This is a genomic window from Paenibacillus sp. OAS669 (genome assembly GCF_014873645.1).
GTDB lineage: Bacteria > Bacillota > Bacilli > Paenibacillales > NBRC-103111 > Paenibacillus_S > Paenibacillus_S vulneris.
In genome coordinates, this window is the sequence record NZ_JADBDR010000012.1 from 39,176 (window position 1) to 58,582 (window position 19,407).

Genomic DNA, 19,407 nt, shown 5'->3' on the forward strand with positions numbered 1-19,407 from the left:
GTACGATGACGAGCTTCCCACGGCAATCCCGATCGTCCGGCTGTATCACTTGATCATGCCTCTGCGCTGAATTTGGGTATGGACCTGAACCTTCACCTTCTGCTCCGGAAATAGCTCGCTCTGCCATTGCTCCTTATCCAACGCTCCCCCGTTCGCCAGACGGTAAGCTTCACCGAAGCCGGCCGGGTCGCTCCGCAGCTTTTGCAGCCTGGCTATGAACGATCGCATCTCTTCCTCGATTTGATGGCTCAGCTTCTCCTGGGTCTCTTTCAGATCGGGCAATGTTTCCATATTCAGATGGGGAGCTTGATCCAAATCGAGCTTCAAATCAAGACGGACTTCAAAATGATCTTCTTTCCAGCCGATTCGGCTTTTATAATTGAGCATGGAGAAAGAGACCTTCTCATCCTTCATCGATAGAGTAGTGGAAGCGAGCTTTCTATTATTCAGCATGGACAAGTATTTCACGTCGGATGCAGGAATCGTTCCTGCCAGCTTATCATTCCTGAAGACAGCGGCTTCCGTTATTTGCAGGGAGGTGGAATCGTCCGACGTATCAATAACCATCGCATAGGGCGAGAAGCCGGGCTCGCGGATGTATGTATAGAACTGATACAAGTAGATAGGCAGCACCTCAAATGTATCCGACCCCGCAGTGGAAAACATGTCAACCATCCAATCACTGACAGATTCGGGCACCGCTACTCTGGTTCTCAGGATCTGCTCCGGGCTTTTATTCGTGACGGCGACCCAGGCAATATTTTGGATTTCGCTGCGGCGCATCAAGAAATCCAGCTGGTCCTCCAGCCCTTTTTTGGCTAGCTCGCTGGAAAAGAGCACGATTTTGGTATGACCGAACTGGATGTCCCTCGCTGATTTGCGTTTAAGCTTATAGAGAGCATCGGAGATGTTGGCGCCTTCAGCCGTCAAAATGAAATCGGGTGCCTCTTTACCGGTTAGCGATCCGCCGGAAGGGGCAAGGGCAGCGTATTTGCCCGGTATGGCGGACAACGCGTGGATAAGCACTCCCTTGGAAGAGGGTTCGATGCCGATGCAGGTTACGAATGTGATCCGGTTAATTTGCTTCACGTTGCTGCATCCGGTAAGGAGCAGGGACAGCAAGATCGAGCATGCCCATAGCTTGCTGTATTTTCTCATGCAGCCTTCCCCCTTACTTTCATCCATAGGTACAACAGAACCGGAAGAACGATCAGGATAAACATGCTGTAGCACCCCAACCAATAGGAGTAATTAATAAAGAAAAAAGGAATATGAGCCTTGCGCAACAAGAAGGCAAGGATGACGGTTATCAGGATGATGAGATAGGGAGACAGCCGGATACGAAGCATCTGGGCAAAGCAGAAGGACGCGCTTCGGACAAAAAACGCTGACCCGACAATGATCAGAAATTCCCAGAGCAAAACGGCGAAAAACATGATTCGCTCCAGCACGAAATTTTCCAGCCGGATTGCTCCGTAGGTGCCGTTAGCGACAAAGGACAGCCTGCTGGCAGTGGCGACTCCGTAAGTCGTTATCCCCATGGCTAGCATAAAGCTGCCGAATAAAGAAGCAAAGAGCATGAGGATCGTGAGCAATGCGTAGCTCTTTTTGATTTGAGGGTCCTTGAGCGGACTCATCAGCATCGTACAGGCAGCTGCCGGTATAAACATCAGCATAATCCCGGCGATGGACCGGAGGGGGTCCTCCCAGCCGTTGTTATCCACAAGGGGAAGGAGGAAGGACCAGTGCGCATTTTTTACGGGAAGCAAGGAGATCAACAGAAAGGGAGGTACGATGAACAGCAGCAATAAATGAGCATATCGGCCGATCGTCTCCATGGTGAACATAGCCATGAGCCCCGCCAGCACGGGACCGAGGGTCATCAACAGCTTTTGATCTCCATACAGCAGCGTTCGCGAGAAAAAATCCCCGACCAGCATTAATGCGTAGCCGGCTCCTCCCAGGAAGAGAGCCCCATATAATAAATAAAGGAATGGCGATAAGATCGAGGGACCGACCTCACCTCCGGCCATCATGATGGAGCTGCTCTGAAGACGGGATACAATGCTCAGGCTGACCCAGGCTCCTGCCAAAACCACCAGCGCGCAGGGGAAGAACAGCCAAACCCCGTTGCGTCCGGCCGATTGGATCACCGTATTCTCAATTCCCCGCGTAATCGATAATCCGACAGCAACTACGAATAGCAAAATCGGATATTGCACTTCTCTTTCCTTCAGTTTCCATTTCACAGCAGCTCTTCTCCTTCCTTGCGGCTTATTCGACGCGATTTGGCCGGGTTCGTACGGTATGTCTTAGGTCTAAAAGCGGACATGCCGATAGGGGCCCTTGTCATGGCATCTCGAAGCAGGTCTTTATAAAAAAACGTATTAAATGGCGCCAAATACGGGACCCCGAACGATTTTAAATGGCACAGTGCCATAAAAATTAACGCAGTCCCAATTGTCATGCCGTATAACCCTAGCGGTATCGATAAGGCAATCAGCAGATAGCTGCACATGCGTAGCGCTACGCCGACCATGTAATTCGGTGTAGTAAAGCTGCCTATCGCCGTGGCCGCCGTAATAACGATCATAATATTGCTGATCAGGTGCGCTTGGGCTGCGGCTGTGCCTATTATCAGACCGCCGACAATGGTGGCCGTTCCTCCGATGACCCTGGGCAGCCGCACGCTGGCTTCGTTAATGAGCTCCAGCAGAAAGACCATAATGCAGACCTCAATATAAGCCGGATAGGGAACGCCTTCGCGGCTGGCCGCAATGGCCAGCATGAACTGAATCCGTAAGATATCCTGGTTCACCGTTGTGATCGAAATATAGAGAGCGGGCAGGAAAAGCGTCATAAACATTCCGACCAGACGGATAAACCTGAGGAATGTTCCGGATAAGAAAGGGAAGTAGTAGTCATCGGCAGTTTGGTACAGCGCGGTTAACGTGACCGGCAAAATAATGGCCGTCGGGGATGTATTCATCAATAAGGCTATACGTCCCTCAAGCAGTGCGGATACGGTTTTGTCTGGTCGTTCCGTAGATTGCATGAGAGGAAAGGGGGACCACCATTTCCGTTTCTCCACTATGAGATGAGACAGCTGAGTCGTATCCAGCAAACTGTCGATTTGGATGTTTCTTAACCGGCTCTCTAAACTATTGATAATATCGGGATCGGCGATGCCTTTCAGATAAAACATCGTGACATTATTCGAGGCGGCTTGTCCTACAGTGAAGGACCGGACGATGAGATTGGGGTGGCGAATCCGCGCGCGAATCAGAGCAATATTAACGTTCAGATTCTCTATGAAGGCGTCCCGCGGTCCGATCAGGGAGCTTTCCGTCTCCGGAGGCGTGATAGACCGGTGCTGCCAATCCGCCACGTCAATGGCTAAAGCCTCTTTCGTTCCTTCCAGCAGCAAAATGCAGTGACCAGCAAATAGCTTGGCTCCGATGCTTTGGACATCCGAGGGTATCCATTGCCCCATGGAGGAGTACTGCCTAAAGGAAGGATGCTTAACCAGCTCCTTGGGATGCAGATTCTCCTTATTTACGAGGCTTTGCAGCGGGAGAAAAAGCAGGCGCTCCATCTCGATTCGGTTTGTAATCGTCGACAAGAATAGCAGGGTGCCAGCGGGCTCAATGCCGTCAGGCTGGTAGAGATGCTGTAATTCCAGATCAGAGGGATTTCCCAACGATTCAATCAAGCGTTCGATGGCGATCATGTGAAAAGCCTCCCTTCCAAAATATACATACCTTGTAGTATAAAGCTTTTGGAAAACGGTTATTCGCCTCTTGGGCAGGACGGCGGTGGTGGATTATGGAATGTTTTTACATTTGCATCCAACTACGGGGATAATGAATCGCACTGCCTTGTATCTCCCGGGTCTTCTTGTTATAGTAGGAATACTAGGAATAGCGGAGGAAATCCATGGAACTTCATTTACATTCGGCAAGAGACAATAAGGGACTCATTCGGGATTACGTTCACAGCACGCTGAAGAAGAACATTATGGAATTACGGTTGGAGCCCGGCCGGTTTATTTCGGAAAAGGACGTCATCGAGATGCTGCAGGTTAGCCGCACTCCCATTCGCGAAGCCTTCGTCAAGCTGGCCCAGGAGGAATTGATCGAGACGGTTCCGCAAAAAGGCTCTTTTATCTCACTGATCGACTGGCAGCATGTTGAAGAGTCCCGCTTTATTCGGGAAACGCTGGAATCGGCGGTTGTCAGAGAGGCTTGTACCGTACTGAGCTCCGAGCAGGTGCTGCATTTGCAAAACCTGATCAATCTTCAGCAGCTTTGCGCAGCGGAGAAAAATTATGAACGGCTGTTTGAGCTGGACGAAGAATTTCATAAAGCGATTATTACCGGCTGCGGCAAAATCCGAACCTGGAATATGATCCAGCAAATGAGTACGCATTACAACCGCGTTCGTTTTTTGCGGCTTGCTTCCAATACAGATTGGGAGAGTATTCTGGAGCAGCATCAAGGACTAGTACAGGCCATCCGTGACAAACGGGAAGATGCTGCCGGAAAGATTATGAAAGAGCACCTCAGCATGGGAGATATCGATAAGGATCAGCTGAAAGAAAAGTACCCGGCGTATTTCAAGTAAGGCTGGGAGAAATGCCATGACCCAAGGCATTCCTTAAATACCAAGCTTGTAAGCGTATTCTTTTTTGTTCAATAAAAAGGATGAGAGGGTGGCGGATTCTATGACGGATGTGTTGAACGAGATCATGGGGCAGAATGAGGAAGGCTTGTTTGCTATTGAGACCCATTCGGCGGGCCCTGCGGGCACACTGCCTTTGACCAAGGACATGCTGCTTCACGCGCCAAGCGGCGAGCTGTTCGGACTAACGCAAAATGCGGGGATGGGATGGGCGCCGGGCGGATTGGGCGGCAGGCAGTATTTGCTGTTAAGCACGCAGGGCGGCATCCGGAATGAAGACGGAAGCCCGGCTGCGCTAGGCTACCACACCGGTCATTGGGAGGTCGGGCTGCTAATGAAGGCGGCTGCGGAGGAAATAAGCGCGAGTGGAGGGATTCCGTTTGCCGGATATGTCAGCGATCCGTGTGATGGACGGTCCCAGGGAACGGAGGGTATGTTCGATTCCTTGCCTTATCGGAATGATGCCGCGATGGTCTTCAGGCGGCTGATCCGTTCTCTGCCGACGCGCAAGGGCGTGATTGGAGTCGCCACATGCGACAAAGGGCTGCCGGCGATGATGATGGCGCTCGCTGCCATGCACGAGCTCCCCTGCATCCTTGTGCCGGGGGGAGTGACGCTGCCGCCGACCCGTGGCGAGGACGCGGGCAAGATTCAGACGATCGGCGCACGTTATGCCAAAGGCGAGATCACGCTGGAGGATGCCGCCGAGCTTGGGTGCCGGGCCTGTGCGACGCCTGGCGGGGGCTGCCAGTTTCTTGGGACGGCGGCTACCTCCCAAGTGGTCGCCGAAGCGTTGGGAATGACAGTGCCCCATGCGGCTCTGGCTCCGTCGGGACAGCCTGTGTGGAAGGAGATGTCCCGCCAATCCGCACGCGCGTTGATGCTCATGGACCGGAAGGGAATCGTTATGAAGCACGTGTTAACCGAAGCGGCCGTCCATAATGCGATGGCCGTGCATGCGGCATTTGGCGGGTCGACCAATCTGCTGCTGCATATTCCTGCCGTTGCCCATGCCGCGCGTCTTACGATACCGACAGTACAAGACTGGATTCGCATCAATCGGAACGTGCCGCGGCTGGTCAGCGTCCTCCCTAACGGTCCGGTTGATCATCCGACCGTTCGAGTGTTTCTGGCAGGAGGCGTACCGGAGGTGATGCTTCATCTCCGCCGGGAGGGCGTATTGGAAGAGCAAGCGATGACCGTCTCCGGGGAAACGATCGGTACGGTATTGGATTGGTGGGAGCAGAGCGAGAGGCGTCATCGTATGAGACGCCTGCTTATGGAGAAGGACGGCATCGATCCCGACGAGGTGATCATGAATCCGGCGAAGGCCCGGCAGCGCGGCTTAACCTCGACCGTAACGTTCCCCGTCGGCAATTTGGCACCGGAAGGCTCGGTCATTAAATCAACCGCCATAGATCCGTCGGTTGTACAGGAGGACGGAGTGTACCATCACCGGGGCAAAGCCAAAGTATTTACCTCGGAGAAAGAGGCGATAGCCGCTATCAAGCAAGGCAGGATTGAGGCGGGAGATATTATGGTCCTGATCGGGCGCGGACCATCAGGCTCAGGGATGGAAGAGACTTATCAAGTCACGTCTGCATTGAAGCATCTCCCCTTCGGCAAACGAGTATCGCTGATTACGGATGCCAGATTTTCCGGGGTATCGACGGGAGCCTGTATCGGGCACGTCGGTCCAGAAGCTCTCGTTGGCGGTCCGATAGGAAAGCTTCGTGATGGAGACACCATAGAGATTAGAATCGACCGAAATCGGCTGGAAGGCAGCGTACATTTCATAGGGCACGGAGACGACCTGCTAACCCCGGAGGAAGGAGCGCAGGTGCTGGCATCCCGAACCCCTCATCCCGGCCTAAGGGCCGACCCGAAGCTTCCCGACGATACCCGCTTATGGGCTGCGTTGCAATCGGTCAGCGGCGGAACTTGGGCGGGAAGCGTGTATGATGTGGACCGCATCCTGGCTGTTCTTGAAGCGGGGAAGCGCGCTATGGAGAGGTCTGAGTAAAGCAAAAGGATCCGCATCAGCGGATCCTGAGTTTGTCGAGAAACCCTGTTTTGCGTGAACTATGCTACATATGGAGGTGGGGTATGCCTCGGAGGAGTTTACGTCCGCCTTTGAAACCCGTGAAAATACCCCTAAATATAATCTAATTCACGGGTTTCAACAGCCGGGGGCTTTGCGCAGCAAAGCCTGCTTCGGAAGCCTGGCTGGAGGGGGATACCCCATCGGAGTATATTGGCAATAGTTCAAGCTCTATTAGGTTTCTCGACAGCCTAAGGATCCGCATCAGCGGATCCTTTTCCTGCTTACTCCGGCACTTATCGAAGCGGAGCGAACCCGGCGACTTTTTGCAGAATACGGTCAATTTCATCGAGCGTATCCTGCTGAAGCGCGATATCCACCGCTTTTACATTTTCCTCGATTTGCTGCGGATGGCTGGCCCCGATCAAGGCCGAGCTGACACCCGGCTGTCTTAGCACCCAGGCCAACGCGAGTTGGGACAGCTGAATACCGAGCCGTTCAGCAACTTGTCCGAGCTCCTCCACACAAAGCAGCACATCTTCCTGAAGATAGCTGTTGATGACATGGTTGACCGCCCGGTTGGCAGCCCTGCTGTCCGAAGGCAGCTGCTGATTCGGCTTGTATTTTCCCGTCAATATCCCTTGGGCGAGAGGCGAGAACACAATCTGGCCCAAGCCTGCAGCCATGGATACAGGCATCACCTCGCGTTCGATATACCGTTCAAACATATTATAAATCGGCTGATTCGAGATCAAGGGCCGCAATCTCAACGATGCTCCGATGCCGACGGCGTCGGCTATTTGAGCTGCGCTCCATTCGCTGACGGCGGCGTACAAGATTTTGCCTTCGGCTTGAAGATCATCCAGAGCGCGGAGCGTCTCCTCCACAGGAGTCTGGTCGTCGTACCGGTGACAGAAATAGATGTCGACGTAGTCCACGCCTAATCTTTTCAGACTGGCCTCGCACTGCTCCTTAATATGCTTGCGGGATAATCCGCGGTCATTGGGATAGAACACAGAATCGACAAATATCGATTATCCGATTGCAGCTGCTGCTGCGGATAATGAAACGTACGATGCCAATGCGATCGAACAAATACAAATGAAATTGGATCAAGCTCCTTTTTCCATTGGGGACAGTAACGAATCTATTTCGACCATGACAGGTTCCCTGACGGTTTCTCAAGGGGAGTTTACTTTGCCCGGAAGAAATGGACTCTCGTTTACATTAAAACGGATGTACAATAGTTCCGATGCAGGATTTTTTGATCAAGACGTTGAGAAAGTTTATAGCTGTGACTGCAAAGCGACATTTGCAGGATATCAGTACACGCAAACCAAACGAAATGGCGAAGTGATTGCAACATCGCCTAAAACCAGAATCACCTTGGTCGAAGACTATGATTTTATTGAGGATAAGGACATTGGTGTCAAATGGTTGGAAGAGCATCCCGGAATTATCTATAGCGATACGGGCTTCGTAGGTCCAGATGGGAACGGAAATTACACTCGCACGGTGAAAGAAATTGCACCTGCTAATGAACTCAATGTGGTTGAAAGACACAACTATAAGGATGGGCCTTATTATCGGAACGTAGCCCTGAACCCCCCAGCAGGCGAAAACATGTATCATTTCGGAAAAGGATGGACATGGAATATTCCTTATACGTACCGTTATGCTGGTTCGTATTATTACAATACGGGCGAAGGGGTAACCTATAAAATAGAAGGAAACACGTTGAAAGACTATCCATGGAATGACTATATCCTCAATACGGAATTGGGGAGCGATTCCACTACGAGTTGGATTACTGCAGAATTGACCAATAAACTATCAGGAATTACCGATAAATTTGATAAATACGGTCGATTGTACGAACGCAGGGACCGTTATGGAAATACGATTACGTTTTCGTATGCAGCAGATCCCAAATACGGCACGGTACTTTCGGAAATTAAAGATGCCATAGGGAATACCATTCAATTCCAATATACGGGCCTTAACGTAACGATTACCCAAGGAGACCGGACCATAACATATGAAAAAGATACCGAGACGACCTATGATACCGGGAAGTTTTATCTATGGAAAAAGAGAGAAAGTGAGAAATTACGTTCCGTCACGGATGCTATGGGTCGTAAAACATTCTACAACTATCAGACGGCAGATAGTCCGTTTTCCTTTACAGCCGGTTATGCTATAAATCAAGTGGCCTTATTGAGAGAGGTGACGTACCCAACAGGCGGGAAAACGTTATATACCTATGCTGCGAAAAACCAATTACTTGGGGAGCGTTCGAGACAAACGGTCTTTCCGATTGCTTCACGCGAAGATCAAATTTTATATGCTGATGGCAGCAGTTCTTTTACCAATCGGAAGGAATTTCAAATTATCGTAGGACCCGATTCTTCTCATTTAAAAACGAGCTATGACTTCACCAACGTGGTTTGCCAGGGAACATTAGAATCTTGTGTGAATCGAACGGAGTATAAGTACACAAGGAAAATCACGGAATTGATGATGCGTCCTAACCAAATTGATTTTTATAACAGATCCATCGTTCGTGTACTCGATAGCAAAATCAGTGAGAAGACTACGATGACATATGATGAAGGACGAAGAAGGCCGACGCCGATACAAATCGACACGACCCTAATGAACAATGGGACTCCGGTAGAAACGACAACCATCAAGCGAACCTATAACACCTTTGGTCAAATGACATCGGAGACCGATCCGCAAGGACAAACAACAGATATAACGTATGATCCAACAAATGGATCGCTGCTGACCGTGACCAAACCCATCAATAGCGAATTAAAGAGTTACACCGGGTATTCAAGAAATGATAAAGGGAAAGTCACGAAGGTTGTTGTAAAAGAGAATAATGAAGACGGCAAATTGCTTAAGCAAGTGGAAATCTCCAAGTTTGATACCTATGGAAATCCGCTTGAAATTGTTACAAAGTTAGATGCTACTCGGAATAAGGTTACCTCCATCGAATACAGTAATGATTATGCAGGTGCATTTCCAACGAAGCAGTCCACCAAAGTAATGAATGTTGAAAAGCAGGAATCTTTAGTCACCATTCAGGCGGCATTTAACAAAGCAACAGGACAACTTTCTCGTTATACCGATGGTAAAAATCAAGAAACCACGTATGATTATGATGCTCTGGGCCGTCTCACTACAATTACCAACCCGGATGGAACCAAGAAGATAGCAACATACAATGATGCGGAAAACAAAATATGGAAAGCAGATGAAACGGATGCGAAGGTATTTGTCAAATGGGATCCACTGGGGCGGAAAATTCAAGAGGGTATCGTCGATGGAGTAGAGAAGGTCAAAGTCAAGTATGGCTATGATGTTTATGGGCGCCTAGCCTGGTCCGAGGATGCCGAGGGCAACCGAACCACTTCGACGTACGATAATTGGAATCGTCCAATAGAAGCACGCTATCTGGATCAGGGGAAAGTGGAGACCCAATACGATGATATCAACCGGGTACAAACGCAAATCGATGGCGAAGGCAACATCCTGAAAACCACCTTTGACAAAATGGGTCGGGTCATTCAAACAGCAGAGTATCGCAATGCCCAAACGTTTGTGCAAGGGGAGTATACGTATGATTATGCCGGACAAACCCTAACAGCAAAAGACGCAAACGGCAACATGACGAACTTTGCTTATGATGCATTAGGCAGAGTCACCTCGGTCAAAGATCCAAAACAAGCGACCACAAGCATCACCTATTCATTAGCAGGGCAGCCGGTTCTACTTACCTACCCTGACGGCAATGCGATAAAGAAGACGTATGACGAACTGGGACGTTTGATTCAAAAAGAGTCTCCATTACAAGCTCCGGAAACCTTTATCTATGACGCAAATGGTCAGGTCATTCAGCATAAAGATCCAAAAGGGCAAATCTTCACGTCTCACTATTCCAATCGGGGTTTCTTACAAGAACTTCAAGCACCTGATGAGAAAATCCGATATACCTACGATGACGCAGGCCGACGATTAACGATGACCGACAACATCACTACAGGAAACCCAAGCGGAAATACGACCAAGTATACGTATAAAGCAAATACCAAAGAATTGGATTCGGTCGAGTATCCGGACCAAAAGAAACTTTCGTATACCTATGATGCGCGGGGAAATACAGATACGATGAAAGGTCCATTCGGACAAGTAGACTATTACTTCTACGATAAGAGAAATCGACTCGAAGTGGTTTCGGCTTCAAGTTCCAAGACGGATAGCAGTAGTATGTTTGGTAAATATACGTACTATAACAACAACCTTGTAAAAAGCATTGAAGAGAATCGGTATAACACCGATTTCACCTATGAGGGACTCCAACTCGATACATTAACGTTAAGAGACCGATATGCGGGAACGATCCTCGGTTTTTATGATTATACTTATGATAAAAATAAAAACATCACACGCGCGGAAGGAAAAAAGGGAAATAGGCCATTTGATATCTCCTATACCTACGATGCACAGAACCAGATCTTATCTTCAAGCCAATATGATGAAACGTACGAGTACAATAATCGGGGGAACCGGACGCAATATGTCACGAACAGGGAATTAAATGATACCCCGGTTCAATATGAGTACGACAGCTTTAATCGCCTGCGTACAGCTGTAACAGGGGATAAAACGGTTACGTACAAATATAACGGAGACGGATTGCTGTACGAGCGAACCGAGAACGGCCAAACGACCCGCTACTACACGGCAGGAGATCAAATCATAGCGGATGCGGCTGTTACGGGGAATGGGCCGGTGATGAATGCTCGTTATGTACGAGGGCTGGGGTTACTAGCCAGACAAGGTAATGATAGTAGCTTATCGTACTACTTGCATAATGGGCACGGGGATGTCGTGCAACTGATGAATGCAAGTGGAATTGAACTGAATAGCTATGACTATGACCTATGGGGAAATACCATAAAGGAGAATACGAAGGAAACGGTATCCAATCCATTCCGGTATTCGGGAGAATTATGGGATAACTCCAGCAAATTGCAATATCTTCGTGCAAGATGGTATGATCCGGATAGCGGAAGGTTTATTAATAAGGATACGTATGAAGGGGATATAAAGAATCCGCTGAGTTTGAATCTTTATACCTATGTGGAGAATAATCCAATCCGGTTTAGAGATCCTACAGGGCATATGACAGATAGTTTTAGAGCTGCACTACCAATGCCTACAGGAAATCAAGATCCTACACCATTCCTTCAGACTGCACAAACGAACTGGTGGAACGCTCAGACGTACATTGATAAAATCAATTCTGGACAATTGACGGGGTTAACGTGTGATGGTTGTAATAATGTACAAACTTGGAAGGACTATCAGACAAGTATGCACGCTTGGGCAGAAAAGATTCGATCTGGCAAAAAGATCGCAGATTCTATATCGTTAAAGCTAGAGGGTGCAGCAAGTTTATTTGTTGGAGGAAAATTAGGGGTGGAAGCAAAAGGTAATACGGTAAAGCTATACTTTACTGCTTCTTCTGGAAGTACTGTAGGAGCTGAAGGAGGGGCAAAGATTAATTATTCAATTACAAGTGATCTTAATGGCACAATGTCGTCTACTACAACTAATGCAGGAATATCTGGAGGAGAAGTATTACTTGGTGAATTTACTTATAAATCTGATCAAAAATATGTAGAGATTAGTACTGGTGTTGGTGTAGGGGGAGGAGCAAGTTGGTGCTAGACTCAATATTGGACACGGAGAACCGAGAGTGCGAAAATAAAAGCATCCATAATCGAGGTGTCCGACATGACGAAAAAATACGACAAAGAATTCAAACTTCAAACCGTTCGACTCGTTCAAAAAGAAGGAAAGTCGGTGGCGCAGGTAGCCCGTGAGATGAGTCTGCATGAGAATACGATCTATCGCTGGATCGCCGAGTTTAAACAGGACGGCAGCGGTGCGTTTCCCGGTAGTGGGCAACTAAAACCGGAAGACAAGGCCATGCGTGATCTTCAGAAACGGATTCGTGATCTGGAAGAGGAGAACGAAATCTTAAAAAAGGCGATGCACTACTTCGCAAAAGACCGGCGCTGATCTATAAATTCATCCACGATCATCGCTTCAAGCTCCGTGTCGCGAAGATGTGCGCCGTATTTGGAATCTCCCGAAGCGGTTATTATGATTGGACCCGGCGAAAAGAAAGCGGTCGAAGCCAACGTCATGAGTGGCTAAAAAAGCAGATTCGGCGTATCTTTTTTGACATGTATCCAAGCTTTCGAGAACGCCTGCAGGGCAAGAAGTGCTCGCGGAATGATTTATCATAGCGATCGCGGCAGTCAATTCACAAGCCGCGCTTTCCGAGAGAGCCTGGCTAAACGTGACGCCGTTCAAAGCATGAGCGGCACGGGGCGTTGTTATGATAACGCACGAATGGAAAGCTTCTTTGCTACGCTCAAGAAAGAGAAGCTGTACAAGATCAAGACCGAGTACTATCCGATGGCCTACATTAAATCGATCATCTTCAGATACATCATGGTCTACTACAATAGACGGCGGATCTACACCTCTAATCCGGGGGGCTGGCCGCCATCCATTTATCGCGAAAGAATGTTGTCGCAAGCAGCTTAGTAACGTGATGCCTGTATGAGTGTGTTTTCAAACTGCACTTTTATTGACAACTCCAAATGCATTCAAGTCCACATTATACTTCCTAAATAAGCGGTGTTAGATCTTGTTGCATATTGTATTGAGGGACGCTAACGAAAAAACCGCCTATGGACTCGTAATAGATATCTACAGTGACGCCGGCAACGATCAAGTTTTGCAGCTTCTGTGCCTCGTTGTTGCGCGGATTGATAAACTTGAAGGTAATGTTAGGATATTTTTTGCGAATTGGGTCGCCAAAGCGTTCGTTCCACGATTCTTCTGAATCCCCGGGAGCCGAGTATACAGTTAGCTCTACCGGGTAATTAGCAGGTGTCGAAGATGCGCTTGGAGAGCTCTGAGAGTCGTTCTTTCCTGCAGCATTGTCGTTGGTTCCAGTATTGCTGCAGCCGCTGCCGGAGAGCACGAGAAGCACGGAGGATAATACAATAGCGATACCTTTATTCCGATTTGACATACAAACACCCCTCTGAAATCATTCCTTTTATAAAAACCAAATAGACACCTAAAATGTTTAGTCGATTTTACATCTGTCCGTCTAGAAATTAAAAAAATATGATTATGAAAGCGCTGTATTTTATGTCAAACTCATGATATCATTCCGATTTATCAGCGTCAATTAAATATTTTAATAAAATAAAACTAGAATATACTAAAATTATGTTTTTGTTTTAGTTGCTATGTTTAAGTTTCCTATGGCTGAATACTATCATTCCGGCTTGATTTGTACCTGAAAGTACGTCGTTGCTAGAAAAGAGGCTTGATCAGATTTTCCTCCAGATGGGAGAGTGTTGAACGATATGCGTTTTGAATTAGTTTTACAAACGGTCAGTAAATGAATCTCTATCAGTCGATCAAAAGGTCGTCTGGCAGGGACTTTCATTTACACATAAGGTACTACCGACGCCTTGGAACTGACGGGTAGGCTTGGTTCCGCAAGGATGTGCAAACCAGCAAGATAGTTGCAGACAAAATCGCATGGTGTCAAAATAGTACGATTGTTAAGCAAAAGGAACTTCCTATATAGTTTGGGATAGATCAAAGAAATTGTAATTCATTTGTTGAGGAGATGAGCTTGCATGGCCCAATTCAATATGCAATCTTTTGCGCAGCCGGAAGCTGCTTACCGGATTCATCCGTTTTGGTTTTGGAATGGAGAAATGGACGACGAGCAAATTCGTTATCAGATCGATGAGATGGCGGACAAGGGCTTGGGTGGATTTTTTGTCTGTGCGAGACAGGGGCTGCAGGTGCCGTACTTATCCGATGCCTGGTTTCAAAAAGTACGCGTAGCGGTCGAGGCCGCCAAGCGTCGCAATTTGCATGTGTGGCTTTATGACGAGTATCCATATCCAAGCGGTATCGCCGGCGGTGAGGTGACGCTCGAGCATCCGGAGGCCAAGCATTACACGCTGGAGCATCGGGCTGAGCGGGTGCAGGGCGGACAGCATCTGTCCATCGAGCTGCCTTGGGCGCGCATTGTGTACGCGAAGGCGATTCCAATTAGTCCGGAAGGTGAAAAACTGTGGAGTGAAGCAGTGGATGTCCGTTCGTCCATCGGCAACTTCCAAGCGGAGCCGATTTTCCAGAAAGCAGGTTTGACTGCTTATAACCAAAAGCGGTTCTTTACGTACCGCACGGTTCAAAAGATGGAATGGATTGCGCCGTCGGGCGATTGGGAAGTGCTGATCCTCCAGGAGAAGGAAATCGAGGACTTCAAATATTACGGTACGTTCGTCGATCCGTGCAATCATGAAGCAATGGCAACCTTTATTCGGTTAACTCATGATAAATATGCCCAGCATCTGGGCGAATATTTCGGCGGCACGATCAAAGGCATGTTCACCGACGAAATCGGGCTCTTGGGCAGCATTCCATGGTCGCCGAAGCTGCCGCAGTTTTTCCTGGAGCAAAACGGCTATGATCTGAGGGATCATCTGCATGCGCTGTTGTATAAGGATGCCGATCAGGCGGCCCGTATTCGATATGACTATTATCAGGCGATTCATGAGCTTCTGCTAGGCGCTTATCATAAGCAGGTGCATGATTGGTGCGAGCGCTACGGGCTGCAATATGTGACCGAGGTACCGTCCGTACGGCATACGACACAAAGGTACAGCCATGTACCCGGAGGCGATACTGCGCATGAAAAGCTCGGGCGTTCATTGGATTGGATTCTGAACATTCAAGCGGAAAGCTTCCGAAGCAGTGCCAAAATGGTTAGCTCTATTGCCCGCCAGCTCGGTCGTGAACGCAATTTAATCGAGTGCTTCCACAGTGTAGGATGGTCGATGACGCTCCAGGATGCCAAGTGGATGATTGACCGGATGGCAGCGCAGGGAACGAACTTCTTTAACTTCCATGCCTTTTTCTATACGCTTGATGCACTGATGAAGCATGACGCACCACCGTCACAGTTTTTGCAAAATCCGTATTGGAAGCATTTCAGACATCTCGGCGATTACGTCGGACGGATCAGCTACGTCATGAGCTGCGGACAAGCGGAGATTAAAGCAGCGGTTCTTCAGCCGACAACCTCGCTTTGGGCGCACATGGGTAATCCGTTCCACCATTTTGATTACGGCGGGAAAAATGCCGATGAGAAAAAGAAGCTGGGCGACCTGAAAGCTTGGTGGACACGCATTTGCAACGAGTTGACGTACAGCGGCAGAGACTACGATCATTTGGATACGGAACTGCTGGCGGAAGCCGTAGTAGAGAACGGACTAATTACGCTGGGGAATGCCAGCTATTCCATTGTAATCGTGCCGCCGATGACCAATCTGGAGAACGGGGCATGGGCTAAGCTCGAAGCCTTTCTCGAGCAGGGCGGAACGGTGATCAGTATGGGGCAGCTGCCTTATCAGGCAATTGAATCGAGCTGGGATGCAGCTTCGTCTGCGAACACCTTTGGTTTGCCGCTTTCGAGCGCTGAACAATTCTGGAGCGAAAGCGGTGAACAAGCGCTGTCGTGGTCCAAAGGCACAACGAACGCGTATCATTTGCCGTTCACAGCAAAGGCGGACGAAGCGGCCGTGCTAGGCAGCATGACTTCCTTGCTGGAGGAGCTGCAGCCACTGACCGTGAAGCTGGAGCCTGCATATGGCGAACGGAGTATCCTGATGCAGACGCGCCGGATTGATGAGGACAGCTTCCTTGTCTTCATAAGTAATCAGGAGGAAACAGTGAGCGACTTGTCCTTGCTGGTTTCATCCGCCTTATGGGATACAGATGGGGTGACAGCCGCAGTGTTCACAGAGCTATCGTTGGATCGTGGAGACGAAGCCCCTGTACACGCAGAGCAATCGGGCGATCGATGGACGTTGCCTGTTCTGTTAGGCTCCTTCGAATCCAGACTGTTCCGTCTCACCCGTAGTGAGGTATCTGGCGCCGCTCCGAGCAAACCATGGGATTTGAAGGTTGATGCGTCTGAGGCGACATTGTGGACTATGCAGACCGAAGAGGATAATGCGGTACGCTTGGATGCGTTCCAGCTCTCACTTCAAGGAGTGAATGGTTCGGAATCCGTAACGGAGGATACTGGACAGCTGGTACAGGTCAAGACGTTCATTGATCAATGTGCAGATCTGGCTGCTTCCACGAAGCTGCCGGTGCAAATGAGTCAGCTCTTCGGAACTCCGATGCGCATCCGCTTGGCGTATCCGCTGCAAGCACGCTATACGGCAACCATCGTCGCGGGACAATCGCTCGACAAGGTGCATCTGGTCATGGATCAAGGCGCGTTGTCCGGTGAGGGATCGATTCTGATTAACGGTCATCATCTCCAGAAGGCGGACTTTGCGCGCAGCAACTTGTATGACTATATGAACGTAGGCTGTGATATCACTTCTTATATCCAACCCGGGGTAAACGAAATCGCGGTAGAGGTGACAATCGAGCACGATTGGAACGGTCTTATCGATGCGCTGTACATTACAGGCGACTTCCAAACCGGCTTTGACGCTGAGCAGCGTCCAGTCTTGAAGCGACCGGTTGTTCAGGAGCATCCGCTCGCAGCTAGTCCCTATGCGGGTTATCCTTACTTTGCCGGAACCATGACATTCCGCCGCGAGCTTCAGATGGACGTATTACCAGTGGAGGACAGTTTTGAGCTTACGTTCGAAGGCTTGGACAGCGAGTTCCATGACGTGGCTGAAGTACTGGTGAACGGGGTGTCTCTTGGAGCCCGTACATGGATGCCTTACCGATTCCGCGGCCAGACGTCGTTGCTTGCAGAAGGTACGAATCTTATCGAAGTTCGAGTAACCAATACGTTGATCGGATTATTGGAAGGCAAATATTTCGATTATGCGAAGCATGAGTTGAAGCCCGTCCATACGGCTCCACGTGCATATAAGGAATACAATAACCGGGAAGGGAAGTAAGACGTTCATGCAAAACAACACAGAAAACGTACCAACCAAACCGAATATTATTTTCTTCATGACGGATCAGCAGCGCTGGGATTGTATCGGTAAATACAATCAGCATATTCATACACCGAACATTGACAAGCTGACGGCTCAGGGCATCACATACAGCCAAGCGGTATGTCAGGCGCCGATGTGCGTGCCCAGCCGTACCTCTATGATGTTTGGCTATTATCCTTCCCAGCTTGGGGTGCGAACCAATCACGGTGGTTTGTACGATGAAGACAAGCTGCCGAGTGATCCGCTTCCAGAATTGATGCGACAAGCGGGATATCAGACAGCAGGCTTCGGGAAGACGCACTGGAATCACGGCGTGAAAAATTCATCGCCTTCCACACGCGGCTTCGAGGTGCGGGCAGTCGGGCTATCCCGCGATAGCGGACATTACGAGAATGGCGCCGTCATGATGGGGGATGTCGAGCCGGAAGGGCTCGCGGCTTATTATGAAGAAACAAAAGACTACGGTGGCGGAGAGGAAAATTCCAAAGGCTATATCGGCTGCACGAGTCAAGTGCCGATGCATTTGCACCGCGACGGCTGGGTAGCTGAGCAATGTTTGAAGTTTATCGACGAGGGACTGGATGAGTCGCGTCCGCTATTTCTATATCTATCATTCCTAAAGCCGCATGCCGGCTTCAATGTTCCGAAGGATTTCGAGGATCTGTATGATATCAACGATATCCCGGACATAGCTCAACCGCCTTGGGAGCTTGAGGAAGGAACGCATCTGGCGGCTACTGATGCTGTCAATGAGAGCAGTCAGAACAACTACTGGGAGAAGCGGCATGTATGGGAAGCGATGACTCAGGAAGAGCGCAAGCGGACGACGCTTCGTTATTGGGCGAATTGCTCCTGGCTCGACGATTATTTGGGCAAGGCGATGGAGAAGTTGGAGCGGCAAGGGCGGCTCGACAATGCCCTGATCGTCTTCGTCTCCGATCACGGCGAGATGCTGGGAGAACGGCAGCACCGCTTCAGCAAATACTGCTTGTATGAGAGCAGTGTCCGTGTCCCTATGATCTTGGCCGGTAGCTATTTGCCGCAAGCGGCGCACGGGACGGTGGACGACCGTCCGGCTGAGCTGGTGGATCTCGTGCCGACCTTATCTAAGGTAGCGGGACTGCCGCGCAATCCGCAGCTGCCCGGACTTGATTTGCTGGGAGAAACACAGCGGTTAGGAACATTCTGCGAATTTCATGGTAAAGGAGCAGAGCCGCATCATTCGGCTCCAGCATTAATGTGGAGAAAGCAGGATTATAAGCTGATCATGTATATGCCTGGTACGCTCGGAGAGGCGATTGGCCAAATTGGTGAGTTTCAGGGAGAGCTGTATGATCTGGCGGCGGATCCTAACGAATGGCACAATGTCTATGCCGATGAGAAGTATGCGGCTGTGCGCGAACGCATGACTGGAGAGCTTCTTATGCATTTGGCATGCGTCTGGTCCCGCGGCCCGGTCTTCTATGACCGACACGGACTAGCGGCGCTGGAATAAGCAGGGCGTCATTTCATTATACCGGTATAAAGTAATGCAGGGTCCAAACACTAAGTGCTTGGGCCCTATTTGTGTAACACAGGAATCAATCATCA

At 49.5% G+C, this 19,407-nt stretch carries 9 protein-coding genes and 2 pseudogenes; 6 read left to right on the plus strand and 5 right to left on the minus strand.

The features are described 5' to 3' along the window. Nucleotides 1-45 precede the first annotated feature (45 nt). Genes GGC63_RS23385 through GGC63_RS23395 form a run of 3 tightly spaced genes read right to left on the minus strand, consistent with a single transcriptional unit; the run spans nucleotide 46 to nucleotide 3,730 of the window. Nucleotides 46-1,158, minus strand: coding sequence for a Ger(x)C family spore germination protein (locus tag GGC63_RS23385; protein WP_192704382.1), 1,113 nt, complete (start codon nucleotides 1,156-1,158; stop codon nucleotides 46-48). After that, a complete protein-coding gene (locus GGC63_RS23390) occupies nucleotides 1,155-2,249 on the minus strand; it encodes a GerAB/ArcD/ProY family transporter (protein ID WP_192704383.1) in 1,095 nt (364 codons plus the stop codon). Before GGC63_RS23390 ends, GGC63_RS23385 begins: the two co-directional genes overlap by 4 nt. Continuing rightward, complete coding sequence (locus GGC63_RS23395; RefSeq protein WP_192704384.1) at nucleotides 2,246-3,730, minus strand: spore germination protein; 1,485 nt, start codon at nucleotides 3,728-3,730, stop codon at nucleotides 2,246-2,248. The genes GGC63_RS23390 and GGC63_RS23395 overlap by 4 nt, the downstream gene beginning before the upstream one ends. A gap of 206 nt (nucleotides 3,731-3,936) precedes the next feature. Here GGC63_RS23395 and GGC63_RS23400 point away from each other — a divergent pair, with 206 nt between their 5' ends. Further along, entirely contained in the window at nucleotides 3,937-4,623 is a 687-nt protein-coding gene (locus tag GGC63_RS23400; protein ID WP_192704385.1) for a GntR family transcriptional regulator, read from the plus strand. Nucleotides 4,624-4,723: 100 nt separating this feature from the next. Continuing rightward, nucleotides 4,724-6,703 carry a YjhG/YagF family D-xylonate dehydratase gene (locus tag GGC63_RS23405; protein WP_192704386.1) on the plus strand — a complete coding sequence of 660 codons (1,980 nt, stop codon included), beginning with the start codon at nucleotides 4,724-4,726 and terminating at the stop codon, nucleotides 6,701-6,703. Nucleotides 6,704-7,017: 314 nt separating this feature from the next. Here the strand turns inward: GGC63_RS23405 and GGC63_RS23410 are convergent. Further along, a pseudogene (locus GGC63_RS23410) lies at nucleotides 7,018-7,728 on the minus strand (aldo/keto reductase); the annotation flags it as partial. Between the two features lie 94 nt (nucleotides 7,729-7,822). Here GGC63_RS23410 and GGC63_RS23415 point away from each other — a divergent pair. Next, nucleotides 7,823-12,463 (plus strand): RHS repeat-associated core domain-containing protein, encoded by a 4,641-nt coding sequence (locus GGC63_RS23415; protein WP_192704387.1) that lies wholly within the window; start codon nucleotides 7,823-7,825, stop codon nucleotides 12,461-12,463. 66 nt (nucleotides 12,464-12,529) lie between these two features. Continuing rightward, nucleotides 12,530-13,351 (plus strand): annotated as a pseudogene (locus tag GGC63_RS23420) (transposase). 82 nt (nucleotides 13,352-13,433) lie between these two features. On the opposite strand, the gene GGC63_RS23425 reads toward GGC63_RS23420, so the two are convergent. Further along, nucleotides 13,434-13,844, minus strand: coding sequence for a hypothetical protein (locus GGC63_RS23425; protein WP_192704388.1), 411 nt, complete (start codon nucleotides 13,842-13,844; stop codon nucleotides 13,434-13,436). 622 nt (nucleotides 13,845-14,466) lie between these two features. On the opposite strand from GGC63_RS23425, the gene GGC63_RS23430 reads away from it, so the two are divergent. Together GGC63_RS23430 and GGC63_RS23435 are read left to right on the plus strand one after the other, a co-directional pair. After that, nucleotides 14,467-17,772, plus strand: a complete 3,306-nt coding sequence (locus GGC63_RS23430) for a glycosyl hydrolase (RefSeq protein WP_192704389.1) — start codon at nucleotides 14,467-14,469, stop codon at nucleotides 17,770-17,772. Between the two features lie 7 nt (nucleotides 17,773-17,779). Next, entirely contained in the window at nucleotides 17,780-19,312 is a 1,533-nt protein-coding gene (locus tag GGC63_RS23435) for a sulfatase (protein ID WP_192704390.1), read from the plus strand. The last annotated feature ends 95 nt before the right edge of the window (nucleotides 19,313-19,407 follow it).